Source organism: Pseudomonas sp. RIT-562 (assembly GCF_026241895.1).
In the GTDB taxonomy this organism is placed as follows: Bacteria; Pseudomonadota; Gammaproteobacteria; order Pseudomonadales; family Pseudomonadaceae; genus Aquipseudomonas; species Aquipseudomonas mandelii_F.
In genome coordinates this window covers 82,421-100,294 of sequence record NZ_JAPJIV010000027.1, presented here as the reverse complement: position 1 = coordinate 100,294, position 17,874 = coordinate 82,421, and the positions used below count along the sequence as shown (strand labels likewise).

The window sequence follows — 17,874 nt, the reverse complement described above, 5'->3', positions numbered from 1 at the left end:
ACTCAACAACCCTACGGGGCCTGCACCATAGATGGCGATGCTGGAGCCATTACCAATCCCCGCATTCGTTACGGCCTGATAAGCAGTTGGAAGGATGTCTGACAGGAAAAGAACCTTTTCATCCGACAGCGTCCCCGGCACTTTAAACGGCCCGGTGTTGGCTTTTGGTACGCGCACGTATTCGGCTTGCCCGCCAGGCACACCGCCGTACATGTGACTGAAGCCGAACAGCGCGGCTCCTGGTGGTATTGCCTTTTTATTGATGATCGCCCCGCGCCCTGTATTTGTTGTTTCGCAGGCCGCGAACAGATCCATTGCGCAGAAGAAACAGCTACCGCAGGCGATTACAAAGGGAATTACCACACGGTCGCCGGGTTGCACGGCGGTCACTTCTGAGCCTGCCTCTTCAACGATTCCCATAAACTCATGGCCGAAGATATCGCCATGCTCGACAGTTGGAATCTTTCCCCGATAGAGGTGGAGGTCGGATCCGCATATCGCCGTTGCGGTAACCCGGAGAATGATGTCATCACTTTCCTCAATAACCGGATCGGGAACCGTGTCGACTTTGACGCTGTGCGCGCCGTGATAGGTGAGTGCTCTCATGACGTCTTACCTACTTCAGCTGGATGGTAAGTGGGAGAGGAGGATCGGGGAAAGTAAGTTCAGAGCGATACAGACGCAAATGACTAGCGGTCGCCTATACACGCTCGCTTGTAATTTTTTAAACCTAATGGAGCGAAATTAGGTCGACTGCTGGAGTCTGTAACTCAGATAGTCGGAGGTGACGTTAATGATCGGTGTTGTCATACCTGCCCACAATGAAGAACATCACATCTCTGCGTGTCTAACATCTGTTCTGTCCGCCGCTGCACATCCTGCATTGGCGGGCCAGCGAGTCTGCGTAGTCGTCGTTTTAGACGACTGTGCTGATCAGACCGGACAGATCGTTGCAGCACACGATGTTAACGGGATCGAGGTTTCCTTTCAGAACGTGGGCAAGGCGAGAGCAACCGGTGCAGATCATCTTCTAGCCGCTGGCGCGGAGTGGCTTTCCTTTACCGATGCTGACACCGTAGTGCCACATGATTGGCTGGCGCGTCAGATTGAGCTCAAGGCTGATGCAGTTTGTGGGACAGTCGAGGTGGATAGCTGGAATATCCATGGAGATTTGGTTCGGTCAAAGTACATGGAGCTTTACCAGTATATCGAGAATCACCGGCACATCCACGGCGCCAATCTTGGACTGAGTGCCGAGGCCTACCGGAACGCTGGCGGGTTCCAGCATCTTACTGCACACGAAGACGTCCATTTGGTTGCTGACCTGAAGCGGGTTGGTGCTCATATCGTTTGGACAGCCACGAATCCGGTAATAACCAGCGCCCGCAAGGATTACAAATGTCGCGGAGGGTTTGGAGAGTATCTGGTCAATCTGGGTGCCTCACTGGGATTGCCTGCGCTTGATCCACAAGTTAGCGCCGGCGTCTCTCTTTGAAAGTGCTGTCGGAAGGAGGTAGCTAGTTGGAGTACATCGATTACCTGCAATGGCCAGCCATGGTAGTGACGGTAGCCTCAGCGTGGTTTATCGGTTCGCAACGAGCGTATAGGCGCATGATCGCCTTTTGGGGATTTATCACCAGTAATGCGCTTTGGGTGATCTGGGGGTTTCACGCCGACGCTTACGCGCTGATCCTGCTCGAATGCATACTTTTGGGTATGAATGCCCGAGGCTTCAGGAAGAACCTCAATGCTTCCGAGTCATCAACCTAAGACACGTAGCTCGAATGACTTTGACCCTACGTAGCCCGAAGCGATTACGGATTAGTGTACTGAGAGATCATTGTTCACGCAGGAACTCGATTATTTCTCTCGCGAGCTCGTCGGGCACTTGCTCCGCCATGTGATGCCCACAGTCGAGCCCACGACCACGTTGTCGTGTTGTCCACGGTTCCCACACGCCTAAAACATCGCCGTACAGAAGCTCAAGATCATCACGTAGCGACCATAAAATCATTGTCGGGCACTCGATCCTGCGGCTCTCGCGGCGGTCGACTTCATCGTGAATACGGTCGATTCCAAGGCCTGCTCGATAATCTTCGACCATGCCATGAACGGTTGCTGGATCATGGATAGCTGCTTGATAGTCTCTGTAGGCGTCTGCACCCATCGCCTCGGCGGTGCCGCCGTACCATCGATCAGGGTCAGCCAGGATTGCCTGCTCCGGTTTTTCGAGTTGTCCGAAGAAGAACCAGTGCCACCACTTCGTCGCGAACTGGGCGTTACAGCGCTCGAGAGCTTCAAGTATCGGCACACCGTCCAATATGCCGAGATGTGTGACGGCTTCGGGATGATCCATAGCCGTGCGAAAGGCGGTGTAACTACCTCGATCATGGCCAATCACGGCGAACCGCTCATAACCCAGATGTCGCATGAGGGCGATGCAATCCCGGGCCTTGGCGCGCTTGGAGGAGCCTGCATGATCGGATGTATCTTCAGGCTTTGATGACTGGCCAAAGCCTCTAAGGTCAGGACAGACAACATAATGATTTTTTGCCAAGAGTGGAGCAACGCGATGCCAAGTCGTATGAGTCCTGGGATGCCCATGGAGTAATAAGACAGGAGAGCCGCTCCCGCCATGCCTGACTCTGAGGGTTGCTTCTGGAAGTTCTACGGTATCGAGCGAAAAGTCATCGAACATTTCAATGTCCTTGGTGGGTTCCTACGGCTCGTCGATTAATGCCCCGATAAACTGATCATGGGCCCTGGGGGGTTTTGTGTGTCTAGATTTCAGCGCTGCTCCACACCAAAACTTTTTGAGAGATTGTCGCTGAGTATGGACACAAAATAGGGTTTCGCTGGGCTCCATCATGCCTAAGATTTCGCGCTCTCCTTTCCCTTCGAGTTTTTCTTAAGCCCTCGAAGGTTCATCAGGAAAAGACAAACCTGCAAGACGATCAAGGCATACGCGCCTGCATAGAATCCCCAAATCACCCACAACACGTTGCTCACACTGAAGCATACAAACCCGAACATCCGTCGTCCTGGCCGCTGCGATCCGATTAACCATGCAGCGAGAACGGTAACAACCATCGCTGGCCATTGAACCCAATCTAGATAACCCAAATTATCCCCCTGATGCAGTTCAGCACGGTGAATCGCTGTGTTGATGCCACGCTATTCAATCGGGCTTCTGATCGGTGCTTTCGGTTTTCGCTTTACCGAGAATGTAGCAAGGGTGAAGCTGACCGTTTGGATGGGTTGTGACCACCACAGATATCAATGACCAGCCTTCCTGAAGCTTCAGGTTTGCTTCGTTAGCCGATATTGCTTCCATTACTTGGATTGTCTCGGGTAAATGCATTTCGTCTTTCTCAATTCGAGTTGTCACCCTTTAGGCGCCGCGCATGAGCAGGGGTTCATTTATCCGTGCAACACTGATGTGGATCGTTCGCAATAGAGCTAGGTCTAGATTGAGACCAAGGCTTGAAGGAATGATCTAATGAGCAAAATCATCACAGCACATGACTTACATATCGACCTTCAAGGGGCTAACGAAGCCGGACTGTTCAAATGGCTGCTCGCCAGTTTTCTTATGGGCAAAAGAATTCAGGGGCCGATTGCTGCCAAGGCGTATGACGTTATCGTCGAACAACATCAACGCGATACGCCGCAGAGACTGGCGGCCTGCACTCACCGGCAACTGGTCGTGATGCTTGGTGAGGCCCACTACGTCCGTTACGACGAGACCACAGCGTCGCGATTATTGGCATTGGCTAACAAAATGAATGCTGAATACAACGGCAAGATCAGAAACATCGTCGCGGCAAGCTCAGATCGTCAGGAGTTCGAAAAACGCTTATCCGAATTCGAAGGGATAGGCCCAAAGACCGTCGAGATTTTTATGAGGGAAGCATCCTCCGCGTTGTATTGAGGGCCAGAATTAACGGCCCTCCGAACCGAGGCACAATACTCTTCATCAGTGCGTGAGGCTCGGCAGTAGATAGCAGCGCATTCATTTAATTCATTTTTTTGGACGTGCAGCGCTCCGTCAGACCGTCCGTCAGACGCGCTCTCTACTCGATTGAACATACATTCTTGCCCTCCTGACAGATAAGTCTGAGCTGACGAAATTTCCCTTTCGTTTAGCTAACGGGAGAACACCATGAAAGCAATCGTTTATAACGGCCCGCGTGATGTCAGTGTGCAGAACGTCGCGGATGCCAAGATTGAGAGACCCACTGATGTCCTAGTTCGAATTACCACAACCAATATCTGCGGATCGGATCTTCACATGTACGAAGGACGTACATCGATGGAGACCGGGCGGGTATTCGGCCACGAGAATCTAGGGGAAGTGATTGAAGTCGGCGAGGGCGTTGATCGCGTAAAAGTCGGTGACCGGGTTTGCCTGCCGTTCAACATCGGTTGCGGGTTCTGCGAGAACTGCGAAAAAGGCTTAACCGGTTTTTGCCTGACCGCGAACCCGGGTAGCGCGGGCGCTGCTTATGGTTTCGCCGAAATGGGGCCATACCAGGGAGGGCAGGCTGAGCTGCTTCGCGTGCCTTACGCTGACTTCAACTGTCTGGTGCTACCCGAGGACGCTCAGGAGCGTGAAGACGATTACGTAATGCTTTCAGACATCTTTCCAACGGGCTGGCACGCCACGGAGTTGGCCGGCCTGTTACCGGGAGAAAGCATCGCAATTTATGGTGCCGGCCCGGTCGGTCTAATGGCTGCCCATTCAGCGATGATCAAGGGCGCCTCCCAAGTATTCGTGGTCGACAATCATCCCGACCGTTTGAAGCTGGCTGCCCAAATGGGTGCCACTCCAATCAATTCACTTGAGAAAGAAGCGGTAGATCAAATCCTCAATCTGACTCACGGGAAAGGGACTGATCGCGGCTGTGAATGTGTGGGCTATCAATGCTGCGACCGCCATGGCCATGAAGCCAATCACTTGACCATGAACAACCTCGTCGCTTCGACAAAAGCTACCGGCGGAATCGGTGTCGTCGGCGTTTTTGTTCCCGAAGATCCCGGCGCCAAAAACGAACTCGCAAAGCAAGGCAAGATGGCTTTCGATTTTGGCGCTTTCTGGTTTAAGGGACAGCAGATCCGAACCGGTCAGGCCAACGTGAAAGTATACAACCGTCGCTTGGCTGAGCTTATCCATCACGGTCGTGCCAACCCGGCACAGATCATCTCGCATCGCTTGAAGCTGTCCGAAGGCCCTGACGCGTACAAGCACTTCGATGCACGCGATAACGGCTGGACAAAAGTAGTGCTGAAACCAGCAGCTTGAGTCGTTCTGACGCCGGCGCCGGCTGCGGATCAGCCGGCGCGTTTTCATAACCGCCGACGTTTGAATACCGAACCTGCCCGTCGATGTGAGGGGACAATAATGATTAAAAGCCAGCGCAACTCGCCATAGCACTATCCGCAATTGCGGCCATAACACTGCTGAATGGCTGTGCCAGAGACCCGGAAAAACCATCAGTCACACAACTCGCCGTAAGCGGCACAAAAAGTATGTTGCGCACTGATGCAGATATGCAGAAAGTTCTTAATAAATTCGCCAGCTTCGATGGCAAGGCCATTGAAAAAATCACCCCTGCGGAAGCGCGCCAGCAACCGACGATCGCAGACGCCGTCAAAGGTGTGCTCGCCGACCAGAAACGCGACGCTTCGCCCACCGCGCTTGTTCCTGGTGTGACCTCCCGCGAGATTCAAGTGCCAGGTGGCGCAGGCTCTATACCGGCGACGGTCTATTCACCAGAGGGCAGCGGGCCGTTTCCTGTAGTGTTGTATTTCCACGGCGGAGGTTGGGTATTTGCTGACCGAAAAGTCTATGACGGGGGCGCACGGGGACTGGCGAAGCAGGCCAATGCTGTGGTGGTTTCTGTGGACTATCGACTTGCGCCCGAACATAAGTTTCCAGCTGCGCACGAAGACGCCCTGGCTGCTTATCGCTGGCTAACAATGAAAGCGTCGACAGTAAATGGTGACCCGAAACGTCTCGCGCTCGCTGGTGAGAGTGCAGGTGGCAATCTTGCGGTGGCAACGGCGATTGCGGCTCACAAGGTTGGGCTGACTGCACCGAGGCATGTGTTGTCGGTTTATCCCGTTGCGCAATCGAACACTGACACCGAGTCGTACTTGAAGTATGCCGATTCGATTCCGCTCAACCGCCCGATGATGCTTTGGTTCATCTCACAGGCTACCTCTCGTGCAGCAGACACCAAGGATCCACGCATCAATCTCGTACACGCTAACCTACAAGGCCTGCCTCCCGTCACGCTGATTAACGCTGAGATCGATCCGCTGCGTGATGATGGCGCTCAGCTCGAACAAGCGCTGCGCAGCGCCGGTGTTAGCGTCGAACGCAAGCTTTATACAGGCGTGACGCACGAGTTTTTTGGCACGGCTGCAGTCGTTGAAAAAGCTCAGGATGCACAAGAGTATGCCGGTGCGCGGTTGAAGGCAGACTTGAAGTAACCTGCCTTCGCGCGGGCGTTACGAACAAAAAATCGCTTACTCGTGATCCATTGCCCAGCGGATATCCTTCATGAGCGACCTACCAGTAGCAGCGTTGCATTCAGGCCATTACCTTTTGAGCCCATTTTTGAAGAGATTCCCGATGACGAGGCGCAAACCAGTGAGGAGCTAGGCAAAGCGCTGCATTCAATTATGGAAACCACCTTCAAGGATAATGGGCACGCCACTCGCGGCGTTCACGCCAAAGCCCATGGCTTGCTGCGAGGGCGGATCACGGTACTCGACAATCTGCCGGCGGAGCTCGCACAAGGCGCTTTTGCGGTGCCCGGAACATTACCGGTGGTTTTGCATTTTTCCACTAATCCCGGCGACATTCTCGATGACAAGGTGTCGACCCCGCGCGGCTTGGCGCTGAAAATCATCGGTGTCGAGGCTTCCCGCCTGCCGGGTAGTGAAGGTGCGGTCACTCAGGACTTTGTTATGATCAATGCCAAAGCCTTTACGTCTGCCACGCCCAAGTCATTTCTAAAATCACTGAAGTTGCTGGCGAAAACAACTGACAAAGCGCCGGGGCTGAAGAGCGCATTTTCTGCATTACTGCGAGGCTTAGAAGCGACCATCGAATCTGTCGGCGGCGAAAGTGGAACTCTGAAGAGTCTCGGCGGCCACCCTCCAACGCATATTCTCGGAGAAAGCTTCAGCACTGTCGCGCCGATACTTTACGGCGTTTACTATGCCAAGCTAGCGGTAGTGCCGATCTCTCCTTTTCGCTGACTGCTTTGACCGGTCAGCACGTTGATTTTGCCTATAATCCAAACGGCCTTCGCGAAGCGGTCAAAACGTATTTTGCGCGGAACATGGGAATCTGGGAGGTGCATGTGCAATTGGCCACTGACCTGGAGAAAATGCCGATTGAGGACGCCTCCATTGAATGGCCGGAAAAGCTCAGCCCTTACATCACCGTGGCTCGAATAGAAGTCGATGCGCAGGACGCTTGGGCCAGCGGAAACGTTGAAAAAATTGATGACGGATGTCGTTTAGTCCTTGGCATGGACTCGCGGCTCATCGCCCGTTGGGCGGGGTGATGCGAGTAAGAAAACCTTCCTATGAAATGTCAGCACGCTTTCGCAGTAAGCATAACGGGTGCCCGATTCACGAACCCCGTTAATGTCGATCGGCATCGCGAGGACAAGGACGGGATCATGACGACACACAGGTTAACAATCTTAGATATTCAGATAAATGTTTCTGTCTTTGGTCAAGGCCCAACGATTCTTCTGCTCAACGGCCTAGGCGGCTTGGTTCGTACATTCGATGCCCTGCGCTATGAGTTGGCGGACTACACGACTATTACCTTGGACGTGCCAGGAGTCGGCAAATCGCAAGTGCCCCGGTGGCCAATGCGTCTGCCGCGCCATGCTTGCATGATCGCCGAGATGCTAAAACAGTTGGGAGTTGACCGGTCGATGTGTTCGGCGTGAGTTGGGGAGGTGCGTTGGCGCAAGAGTTTGCCCTGCGTTATCCGAGCATGGTGCGTAGACTGAACCTCGCGGCAACCTCCGCTGGCCCGGTTATGCTAGTGAAGCTCGCCGACATCGTGGAATTTTTTGGTAGAAGCAAAAGTATCAAACCGCGCACGCAACAAGGATCCCGTAATTCAATCCAGACGCTACTGCGCTTAGGAGTAGTGAAAGGGATGCTGTCCGCAAATCCGCGAACCTACTGGTACCAGCTCGCTGCTTTGGTCGGATGGACGAGCCTGCTGCGGCTATTCCGTCTGCACCAACCCACCCTGATTCTCGCCGGAGACCGAGACACACTGGTGCGGATGTACAACGCGCACATACTGCGCAGCACCATCTGCCGTGCGGAACTACAAGTGTTAGGGGGAGAGAGGCATTTTTTCGTTGTCACTAGCGCAAGGCGAACCGCCGTATTGGTGCGCGAGTTCCTTAGCCGGCATCACCACGATGGAGAGACTGCACATAGGATTGCAAACAACGTCACATAGACAGCCTCCAGCTTACGAATGTCAGTCGATTCGCTACCAGGCAATGTCCGCTGGAAGGAAGCTGAGAACGTGGCCGGGTTTGGTAAAAGAGCCCTAATATGTTGTAAAGAGATTTCACAAGCGTTGGTAGGAAGCATCAATGCCATCGCAAATTCTTCCAAACTCTCCAGATCGACAATGGTCGACCTTGTAGCTGTTGTTGATTAATCATGTCGAGGTGACCCATGGATAACTATCACATCACAAAAAAAGAAAACGCTTGGGAGCTTGTCAAAGAGGGCGCGCAACGTGCTTCCAAAACGGCCTCTACGAAAGCGGAAATCACTGAAATAGCCAGCGAATTTCTGCAAGGTAAAACAGCCTCTCTGAAAATCCACAAAGAGGATGGGACGATTCAAGAGGAACGTACCTTTCCTCGCGCCGCCGACCCTAGGAAAACAAAAGGCTGAGTCGATTCCAAAATAATGGGCGGCTGCAAAGATGACTTTCGATCCTTATCAAGAAAGTCAGGTTCACCAGCAGTTCGCTTTCCGTTCCGCCTGCGCATGTCTAACCACAGGAACTCTTCAATGGTAATTGCATGTCTAGGATGGGGATCCCTAATTTGGAAACCGGGAGCATTACCGCTCGCAAGCAAATGGTTTTTGGATGGGCCCGATTTGCCCATCGAGTTTGCGCGAGTCGGTGATGGTGGAGAACTCGCAACGGCGATCTGCGCGAATGCGCATCCATGCACCGTTCTCTGGGCAGTGTTGAATGTAAAAACCTCGAAGAGGCATGCGAGGCCTTGCGTGTCCGAGAGCAAATTCCAGAGGATAGGGAAGATGGAATCGGTGTTTTTACCACCAGTAGCTCTCCGGTGGGAGTAATCGCCGAATGGGCACTCCTTCACCAATTGGACGCAGTTATCTGGACTGCACTGCCGCCCAGATTCGAAGACATTGAAGGTTTGATCCCAACTGTTGATGACGCTGTTTCATATCTAGCTGGTTTAAGTGCAGACGCGCAGGAGCGCGCGCGAGGCTACATTAGGCAGGTGCCGGCTCAAATCGATACGTCCTATCGAAGGGAGATCAGTTCAAGGCTTGGGTGGCATCAATGAGTGCACAGAGCCAAGCTCAAATTGGCGCCATCTTTGATCAGCTGTTGTCTCTGCGAGAGAGCATTAACCGTCTCCAGCAGATGGAGAATGAAGGAGTAGGTACGCTTCGTGGCCACCAAACTGTGGATGTGGACGGAGCTTTCCTATTGGTTTTTCAGAAGCTTCAAGACAACATCGCCATTATGGAGGAGGCTTTGGCCACCATTGCGGAAGCCACAGGCGATGCACCGAAGTTTTAGCGGATCTTCATTGAGGCAAAATCACATGCCATAACGCTTGTTCCCGCCAGAAGTAATGCAGTACCTACCACCTCTTGGCCCGATGCAAATGTTTCCAGATGAACAAGGGCAGGAAGATCCGTATGCTGGAATCTGCCTCCGGGTTGGTTGTACTGGCGAAGGCGAGGGTTTCGGTTTAGAGGCGATGTAGCAGTTCGATCCGCTACAAACGCTTTTCGAAGAAAGCCATTTCGCAGGTTGGCCATCGATGCTGATACGCACCCAATCATCCCGTTTTTCGAAGACCTGAATTTTGTCTCCACGGCTCAACGTGGAGATAATGTTTCCGCCTGGTTGATCTCGGATATTGAGCTTGTCTGCGCTTACGTATTGATCAACCGAGGAAGCCGGTGAGGGCGAAGAAGCCGGCGGCATAGAGGCCAATGTATTCGGAGTGCTGGTGGCGGTGGGTTGATCCTGATTTGGAGGTATGTCTTTCTTGCCTATCGCCCATAGGACAGCGAAAAGAATCAGGAGTGGTACAAACCATGACTGAGATTTCTTGCGCATTTCCGTTGCTCTCGATTAGCAAGCACTACCCAGCCTGTCTTCCTGACCAGCCTGGCTTCATAAACCTATTGCGAGCTTAGCCAAGCTTGCATTTTCGGCAACCTACCTAGCTTTAAAAGCTTGGGTTTTCCTAAATAAGCGTTTCAAGTAATCGCTATCTTTCTCGCTTTGGAGGGGAAGTCATTTGGCTATCTCGACGTTGCAGTGTCTGGACTTGCTGAGTAGACACTTCACGACCACGTCCGCTTCACTCACCTGTACAAGCGCTGGAAGGACGGTTCGTAATAAAGTCCTATTTTCGGAACAAAAAAAAGCCCGCGATGGGGGCGGGCCAGGAATTACTGAAGGAGCTGATGCGACTGTACATCTGCAAATGTGAAATTATCGTGATAGGAGGATCACCTCTTTTTCGGTAGAAAAATCGATTAGCGTCAATTGAGATGTCGTCTGTAAGCGGCCGGAAAAGTGGTCTTCCAATTTTGGGAGAGCCATTTCCGTGTTGGGCCATTCGGTTGAGAGATCTAGATCTGTAGTAGCGGGCGAAATCTTTTGATGCAGGTATTCGATTTGCTCTCCTACAAAATAGGCGGAATAAGCTGCGGTGGAGATCACCACTGCAACTCTGAGCACGGCAACCGCCTTGTAGGCCGACATTGCAAATCCTTATCTGGCGACGTTGGTTCGATCATAATGTCTCCCGGGAAAGCGAGAAACAAGGCCAACAAGGTCGGGAGCCTATGATTGACTTATTCGCAGGATCGCGTCCGTGATTCCTGGCGCATTTTTTCCAGTTTTTAAACGCTGCATTTACGTTGGCTGCGGGGATAACCGCTTCGTTTTCAAAAAGGCAATCTCCTCTTCTATAGCCGCCCATGTAGCATGCAGGTTTGCAGCAGTAGGGTGAGAGCTTCCGCTGCACCGTCATTTGCTTTAGAGGTATTTTGTATGGGTATTTTCGTTGAGTGGTGGATACAGGCAGACAAACTGAACAGGTGACACCTAGTTTTCTGGTGAACCGAGCATTGGTAGGTGGGACGCACCGGTGCAGGCGTGGTCGCGAGATTGAAGATTTAGGACAGGATGCTTACAAAACGTACGCCATACGGTGACAAAAAGGACTCTATCAACGAGCGATGGGGCACGGAACACTGCGTATGGCGAGCGTTCCCGCCCATCCTGGGTGGCGGATGCGCCGAGTAGAGCCAGAAATTCACCACTCGGATTGATCAGCTTTCGACTGTCTACTTAAGGTGACAGGGTCAATTCCTGGTCAGGGCATGATGTCCAAGGTTTAAAAGCTGCATTATTGGAAATTGTGGCTCAGTCATACTGTTGGTGAGGAATAGTTCCTCAGCCTCGGTGCATAAAAATTGCATTTGGTGTTCTTCTCGATGTCCGATTAATAAAGGGGAAATTTGATTTCCATTGATTCAATGACGACCCATGGGAGAGGAATCCATGCTCAGCTATCTGTTCATAGGTGCTAACGATGTAGAAGTTTCTGCTCGGTTTTACGACGCTATCCTTTCACCACTCAAATATGAGAAAGAGCTATCCGAGGGGCATTTTTGTTTCTCGCTTCCCGAGACCGTGGACAAATCCAATGGGCCAGGAAGCATTCATATTGCTCGACCCTACAACGGCGAACTCGCTACGGCGGGGAATGGCATCATGCCGGCGCTACGGGCAGATTCCAGGGCGACGGTAGATGAAATTCACGCCGCTGGACTCGCGCATGGCGGGGCAGATGAAGGCGAGCCTGGTATCCGAGAGGCATATACCAATGACTTCTATGTTGCTTACCTTCGCGATCCTGTCGGGAACAAAATCGCAGTATTCTTCAAAGGTTGAGTGGGACTCATGAACATGAGAACTGACTTAGCTTTTGTAACGCATGCGTGGAAGGCCTAACAAGATTGCCTAGGGGCGATACCAATCTTTGTAAGATGTATCACCGCGACGCCCGCCGGGCTGCAGCCAGATGGCACTAATGTCGTTTGTAATTAAAGAAAATGGGTGCTCGTTTTCGCCGAAGTAAGGGTCTTCACCACTTGGAGCGGGGATAGTGGAAGCAGAGGCAAGCAGCTGAGTTGGCACGGCAGCAGAGCGAAATGCTGGTTTCAACTATAAGGGAACAATTCCCCTGAGCTCGGCAGACCGCAGAACAAAGCTTCCGGAAAACAAGCCCCCGATATTCCATCCGAAAGTGAAAAACGGCAAAAATTGAGTGAGGTGATCATCGAAGCCGGGGCCCAATTTGTGGCGGAGGACTCGAGCGTGTCGATGATCAACCAATTGCTTATTCTTAGTGCGATCTACATATCTGTAGAGCTAATCGCTGCCACTGGTTGGGCGCTCGCGGGCAGCATGATTCGAACCCCCAACGCTGCGGCTAGGCAACTAGCGATTTACAACAGCATAACTGGGGTGGTCATGTTGGGAGCTGCAGCCATGTTGGCAGCTGCCAGACGACTTTATGTGTAGGCGTACGTATCGAGCCTCAGTTTGCACGTACCTGCTCCAGCTCATTTGTATTTGAATCGATTCTTCTTGCCCCCCCGCTGGCAAGATATATGAACTTTAATCATGCGCGAATTTCCATTACTCAAGAGTGAAGCCACCTTAGCTATCCGATAACTGGCTATCGCAACCTAAAGACAGGACGTTGAATGTGAAGAGCACTACACCCAAAACTTCTTTGCGTCGCGCCGTCACCGGCCCGATGCTTTTTCTTTTTATTCTTGGCGATGTTCTCGGGGCGGGGGTTTATGCTCTCGCCGGGACGATTGCGGGAGAGGTAGGCGGAGCGATCTGGGTGCCGCTGCTCATCGCTTTGTTTTTCGCGATGCTAACTGCCGGTTCCTACGCGGAGTTGGTGACAAAATATCCCCATGCGGGCGCCGCTTCGGTCTTCGCTGAGAAAGCATTCCGGTCACCGCTAATCTCTTTTCTTGTAGGCTTTTGCATGCTCTCTGCGGCTGTAACTAGCGCGGCGGGCTTATCGCTGGCATTTGCCGGAGACTACCTAGCGGCGTTCATCCACGTTCCACCCCACATTGCTGCCTCGCTGTTTCTTTTGGTGATCGCGCTCCTGAATGCAAGGGGAATCAAAGAGTCCTTGGGAGCAAATTTGGTAATGACGGTTATTGAGCTGTTAGGTCTTATTCTAGTGGTTGTTGCAGCTACTTGGTATTTCCGAACGGGCGAAGCAGATTTGGGTCGTAGCCTGGAATTCAAGCCCGGGGTGAGCCCGATGTTGGCGGTCTTAGGGGCGGCATTGCTCGCGTTTTATTCCTTTGTAGGATTCGAAACATCCGCCAATCTCGCAGAAGAAATTCGAGACGTTCGAAGGGTTTACCCTCGCGCGTTATTTGCCGCATTGCTAACCGCTGGGGTCGTCTACATGGCCGTTGGAGTCGCTGCATCTTCCGTACTGCCCATGGAAAAACTGCTTGCAACCTCAGCTCCTCTTCTTGAAGTGGTTAGGGCGTCAGGTTTAAACATTCCACCTCGCGTCTTCGCCTTCATTGCGTTGATCGCGGTAGCCAACGGCGCACTTCTAACGATGATAATGGCGAGTCGCCTCACTTATGGCATGGCTTGTCTTGGACTTTTACCGGACGTCTTAAGCAAGGTGCTGCCTCAGCGACGCACCCCTTGGATCGCGATCATCGCTACCACCCTTGTAGCAATCGCACTCACGCTGACGGGAACGCTAGCTACATTGGCCGAAACCGTCGTCCTACTCCTGCTGTTTGTATTTCTAAGCACCAATTTGTCCGTGTTAATCCTGCGCCGTGACGATGTTGCGGAAAATCACTTTCGGGTGCCGACGTGGGTTCCGGTACTCGCGATCGTCTCTTGCCTGGTACTGCTCAGTCAGCAAAGTCTGGAAACATGGATGCGCGGAGGCGCGATGATCGTAGTTGGAATTCTGCTTTTCGCCTGCACTCGAGTCGGTCAACCTGCGCCGGCCGAGTTAATCTAATTTGGTACGCACTTTACCGCGTCGATGGCCTCGTAAAACTCGGTCATCTAGTCCGCACAGAAGTGGAGCGCCAGTTTTACTCTGGTGCAACCGTTACTGCGTACAGCTCGTCAACTGTGAGCAATACACCAATACGTTCTAATCGATCGTGAATCATGCTATCAAGCGGTGAACTCGTTTGCCGCCATCTGGTAGTGGGTTCCTTAAATCAAGCTTCTTGCACCGAAAAGATCAGGGATGGGAAGCAACCTCATCCAGGTGTTGCAGCAGTGCCAGTGGATCTTCGTAGACCCGCAGCGCACCTGCACGTTCAAGCTCGCCTGTGTCGTAGCCACCGGAAAGTAATCCTATGCCTGTTGCCTTACAGCGTCTTGCTGCGAGCATGTCCCAGATGGCATCGCCAATCACTAGGCAGTCTTCTATGGGCACAGCGAGTTTGCGGGCCCCGGCGAGGAACAGGTCTGGATCAGGTTTCCCATATTGAACGTCATCGCGACTGATGAGACTGACGTCCCCGATGTCGAGACCTAGTGCCTTGAGGTTTATTGTTGCGGTATCCATCCCTCCGCTTGTAGCAATGCACCACTTGAACTTGTCGTGGTTCAGGGTATCAAGAAGCTCAATGGCCCCAGGGAGGGCGCTGATCTGATCCTGCAATCCCTTGTAAGCTGAGGCATGTTTATCACTAAGCCTTTTAGCCTGATCTGGATTGATCTCTAGTCCGGTTTCACGGGCTAACATCTTCAGCATCAGCCCACCGCTCATACCGATCTTTCTATGAATTCGCCACATAGCCAACGGGATGCCTTCTGAATCCAGGGCAATTTTCCACGCAAACACATTCTGGTAAACGCTGTCAGTCAACGTCCCATCCAGATCAAAAATGAATGAGGTTTGCTGGCGCATGCGTGGCACCTCCTTAGAGTAAAAGTTCAAGCGTTCGCTGACCAACGCGGTCTATCGATAGAAGCCCTGAGTTCGCAACAGTTCAGGATATTTACAGCGCATTTATGCGTGCCCGATGCGGACAACCGCGACTGGGATAGCCCAAATAAATCATTTTGACGTGCTGTAATATTTTGAAACATTTGAGGCTGCGCGGTAGTCAACAGGTTGCGGATTCCACGGCCATCCGGCCACCTATTCCATGAACATCCGGCCACTGATTCCACGGTGATCCGGCCACCCGTTCCACGCTCATCCGGCCACCCTTAAAGCAGGCAGCAACGCAGGATTAATTCACTACCATCGACCTCTTTTATCGAAGCAGAGAGGTCGTCGTGGAGCGGTTATCCATGCGTAAGATTCGAGAAGTGTTACGTCTCAAATTCGAGGTTGGCCTATCTGCCCGGCAGGTCGCTGTCAGCTTGCAAGTGGGTCGAGCCAGCGTCGGTGAGTACCTCAATCGCTTTGCTGCCAGCGGCCTGACTTGGCCGTCTGCGCTAACGGACGCCGAGTTGCAACGGCGGCTTTTTCCACCGCCGCCCGCCGTTCCCAGCGATCAGCGTCCGATGCCCGACTGGGTATGGGTTCACGCCGAGTTGCGCCGCCCCGGCGTAACCCTGGCCCTGCTTTGGCAAGAGTATCGACTCGCCCATCCGCAAGGCTTCCAGTACAGCTGGTTCTGCGAGCACTACCGCCTCTGGGCCGCCAAGGTCGACGTGGTCATGCGCCAGGAACACCGTGCGGGTGAGAAACTGTTCGTTGATTACGCCGGCCAGACCGTGCCGGTCATTGATCGGCGAACCGGCGAGATCCGCCAGACGCAGATCTTCGTTGCCGTCCTCGGCGCGTCCAGCTACACCTTCGCCGAGGCCACCTGGTCGCAGAAACTGCCCGACTGGCTGGGCTCGCACGTACGCTGCTTCGCCTTTCTCGGCGGTACATCGCAGATCCTGGTACCGGACAATCTGCGCAGCGGCGTCACCAAGGCGCATCGCTACGAGCCGGACATCAACCCCAGTTACCGCGACCTCGCCGAGCATTACGGCGTAGCCGTACTGCCCGCGCGGTCGCGTAAACCCAAGGACAAAGCCAAGGTCGAAGTCGGCGTACAGATCGTCGAGCGGTGGATCCTGGCGGTGCTGCGCAACCGCCAGTTCTTCTCTTTGGGCGAACTCAACACAGCCATCGCGCTGCTGCTGGATCGCCTCAATCAGAAGCCCTTCAAGAAGCTGCCCGGCTCACGCCGGGCAGCCTTCGAGAGCATCGACCAACCCGCGCTGCAACCGCTGCCGGAACACCCTTACGTCTACGCCGAATGGAAAAAGGTGCGAGTGCACATCGACTACCACGTCGAGGTCGACGGCCATTACTACTCAGTGCCGTACCAGTTGGTGAAGCACCAACTCGAAGTACGACTGACTGCGCAGACCGTCGAGTGCTTCCACGCCAACCAGCGCGTGGCCAGCCATCTGCGCTCACCGCACAAAGGCCGCCACACCACCCAAACCGAGCACATGCCCAAGCGTTCGTAGACGACGTAGATACAGAGCCACCTAGACCTGCTCAGGTTAAAGCTGGTATGCGTAACGCGGTGCAAAGGACGTGGAAGCACTTAGCAAAAGAGCGCATTGAGGACACTCGTCCCACCATTCCCTTGGGTAAGCATTTTTGGTCTCTTTCCCGAGCTGAGCGTGACGCTCTAAAAGCACTTTGCGCCACCTCTGAAATCCATACCCTGGTTACCTCGCTCAAAGGGCGGTCAAAAGATGACCCTGTCGAAATGCTCGACTCTGCATATTGGGTAAAAGGTTGCAGCTCGCTGGGCTTAAAGCGGTACGCAGTGCTGTTAGGTGTGGGTGATGAAAACGATCAAGAATTTTGCCTTCTAGATATAAAAGAGGCAATCACTGCAGCAGCTCCTCGGGCAGCCAGAGCTGGAATGCCAAGAGATAATGGTAAGCGAGTCGTCGAGGGCGCTCGTTTTCTTTCGCCCGGCTTGGGAAATCGAATGCTGGCGGCACGTGTGCTAGATCATGGATTTTTCATTCGCGAGCTGCTCCCTCAAGACATGAAGCTAGAACTGGATCAGTTGAGCCAACGCGATGCAATGCTTGCTGCCGGTTACCTGGCGAGAGTGGTTGGAATTGCTCACGCAAGGCAGATGGACAAGGCTACCCGATCTTCTTGGATTGGCGACCTGCAAGCTTGCCGATCAAAGACGCTCGATGCACCTTCTTGGCTGTGGTCGAGCGTTGTTCAGTTGGTCGGAAGTCATGAGAAAGGTTACTTGGAGCACTGTCGTCGTTATGCCCTTGAACATTATTTGAAAGGTCGGGCGCGGTAAGTCTTTGCAAAATCGCACGTTCCGCGTCAACTCCATGTGGCTGAACCTGGCTAGGGGCTCGCCTTAATAACAGACCTTCACAGCGCTGATCTTGAGATCTTTTTGCGCCCGGGTAGCTGTTCGCCGCGCGTTGCTCCCACTACGTCTACGCCGCTACCTCTTTTTTTTGTAGTCGTCAACAAGGTCATTACTGTTCATCTC

General features: G+C 53.1%; 16 protein-coding genes and 3 pseudogenes. 13 read left to right on the top strand and 6 right to left on the bottom strand.

Going from position 1 to position 17,874, the window contains the following annotated elements; translation table 11 throughout:
• Positions 1-606, bottom strand: a 606-nt coding sequence (locus ORL50_RS25645; protein WP_266019118.1) for an alcohol dehydrogenase catalytic domain-containing protein, incomplete at its 3' end; no start/stop codon positions are given.
• 187 nt (positions 607-793) lie between these two features.
• On the opposite strand from ORL50_RS25645, the gene ORL50_RS25640 reads away from it, so the two are divergent.
• The gene (locus ORL50_RS25640) at positions 794-1,495 is read left to right on the top strand and encodes a glycosyltransferase family 2 protein (RefSeq protein ID WP_266019117.1); all 702 of its coding nucleotides are present in this window, start codon (positions 794-796) and stop codon (positions 1,493-1,495) included.
• 59 nt (positions 1,496-1,554) lie between these two features.
• On the top strand, positions 1,555-1,770 hold the full coding sequence (locus tag ORL50_RS25635; protein ID WP_371924487.1) for a hypothetical protein: 216 nt from the start codon (positions 1,555-1,557) through the stop codon (positions 1,768-1,770).
• A 67-nt stretch (positions 1,771-1,837) separates the two neighbouring features.
• On the opposite strand, the gene ORL50_RS25630 is transcribed toward ORL50_RS25635, so the two are convergent.
• Positions 1,838-2,698, bottom strand: coding sequence for an alpha/beta fold hydrolase (locus tag ORL50_RS25630; protein ID WP_266019114.1), 861 nt, complete (start codon positions 2,696-2,698; stop codon positions 1,838-1,840).
• 173 nt (positions 2,699-2,871) lie between these two features.
• The gene (locus tag ORL50_RS25625; RefSeq protein WP_416236046.1) at positions 2,872-3,090 is read right to left on the bottom strand and encodes a hypothetical protein; all 219 of its coding nucleotides are present in this window, start codon (positions 3,088-3,090) and stop codon (positions 2,872-2,874) included.
• A 409-nt stretch (positions 3,091-3,499) separates the two neighbouring features.
• Here ORL50_RS25625 and ORL50_RS25620 point away from each other — a divergent pair, with 409 nt between their 5' ends.
• From ORL50_RS25620 to ORL50_RS25590, 7 genes and pseudogenes are all read left to right on the top strand, one after another.
• Positions 3,500-3,931 carry an HhH-GDP family DNA glycosylase gene (locus ORL50_RS25620; RefSeq protein WP_266019111.1) on the top strand — a complete coding sequence of 144 codons (432 nt, stop codon included), beginning with the start codon at positions 3,500-3,502 and terminating at the stop codon, positions 3,929-3,931.
• Positions 3,932-4,162: 231 nt separating this feature from the next.
• On the top strand, positions 4,163-5,302 hold the full coding sequence (locus ORL50_RS25615) for a glutathione-independent formaldehyde dehydrogenase (RefSeq protein WP_266019109.1): 1,140 nt from the start codon (positions 4,163-4,165) through the stop codon (positions 5,300-5,302).
• Between the two features lie 227 nt (positions 5,303-5,529).
• Positions 5,530-6,495, top strand: a complete 966-nt coding sequence (locus ORL50_RS25610) for an alpha/beta hydrolase (RefSeq protein WP_266019108.1) — start codon at positions 5,530-5,532, stop codon at positions 6,493-6,495.
• Positions 6,496-6,558: 63 nt separating this feature from the next.
• Positions 6,559-7,663: pseudogene (locus ORL50_RS25605) on the top strand (catalase family protein).
• Positions 7,664-7,697: 34 nt separating this feature from the next.
• Positions 7,698-7,976 (top strand): alpha/beta fold hydrolase, encoded by a 279-nt coding sequence (locus ORL50_RS25600; RefSeq protein WP_266019106.1) that lies wholly within the window; start codon positions 7,698-7,700, stop codon positions 7,974-7,976.
• 754 nt (positions 7,977-8,730) lie between these two features.
• Positions 8,731-8,955 (top strand): DUF2188 domain-containing protein, encoded by a 225-nt coding sequence (locus tag ORL50_RS25595; RefSeq protein WP_042559198.1) that lies wholly within the window; start codon positions 8,731-8,733, stop codon positions 8,953-8,955.
• 649 nt (positions 8,956-9,604) lie between these two features.
• A complete protein-coding gene (locus ORL50_RS25590; RefSeq protein WP_266019105.1) occupies positions 9,605-9,847 on the top strand; it encodes a hypothetical protein in 243 nt (80 codons plus the stop codon).
• A 21-nt stretch (positions 9,848-9,868) separates the two neighbouring features.
• On the opposite strand, the gene ORL50_RS25585 is transcribed toward ORL50_RS25590, so the two are convergent.
• On the bottom strand, positions 9,869-10,261 hold the full coding sequence (locus tag ORL50_RS25585; RefSeq protein WP_266019126.1) for an SH3 domain-containing protein: 393 nt from the start codon (positions 10,259-10,261) through the stop codon (positions 9,869-9,871).
• 516 nt (positions 10,262-10,777) lie between these two features.
• Positions 10,778-11,050, bottom strand: a complete 273-nt coding sequence (locus tag ORL50_RS25580; protein WP_266019104.1) for a hypothetical protein — start codon at positions 11,048-11,050, stop codon at positions 10,778-10,780.
• An 804-nt stretch (positions 11,051-11,854) separates the two neighbouring features.
• On the opposite strand from ORL50_RS25580, the gene ORL50_RS25575 reads away from it, so the two are divergent.
• On the top strand, positions 11,855-12,247 hold the full coding sequence (locus tag ORL50_RS25575; RefSeq protein ID WP_266019103.1) for a VOC family protein: 393 nt from the start codon (positions 11,855-11,857) through the stop codon (positions 12,245-12,247).
• 871 nt (positions 12,248-13,118) lie between these two features.
• The gene (locus ORL50_RS25570; RefSeq protein ID WP_266019125.1) at positions 13,119-14,384 is read left to right on the top strand and encodes an APC family permease; all 1,266 of its coding nucleotides are present in this window, start codon (positions 13,119-13,121) and stop codon (positions 14,382-14,384) included.
• A gap of 231 nt (positions 14,385-14,615) precedes the next feature.
• Here the strand turns inward: ORL50_RS25570 and ORL50_RS25565 are convergent, their stop codons facing one another.
• The gene (locus tag ORL50_RS25565; protein WP_266019101.1) at positions 14,616-15,290 is read right to left on the bottom strand and encodes an HAD family hydrolase; all 675 of its coding nucleotides are present in this window, start codon (positions 15,288-15,290) and stop codon (positions 14,616-14,618) included.
• 389 nt (positions 15,291-15,679) lie between these two features.
• Here ORL50_RS25565 and istA point away from each other — a divergent pair.
• Together istA and ORL50_RS25555 are read left to right on the top strand one after the other, a co-directional pair.
• A pseudogene (istA, locus tag ORL50_RS25560) lies at positions 15,680-16,852 on the top strand (IS21 family transposase); the annotation flags it as partial.
• Positions 16,852-17,673: pseudogene (locus ORL50_RS25555) on the top strand (DUF2252 family protein); the annotation flags it as partial. The pseudogenes istA and ORL50_RS25555, both read left to right, overlap by 1 nt.
• Positions 17,674-17,874 lie beyond the last annotated feature (201 nt).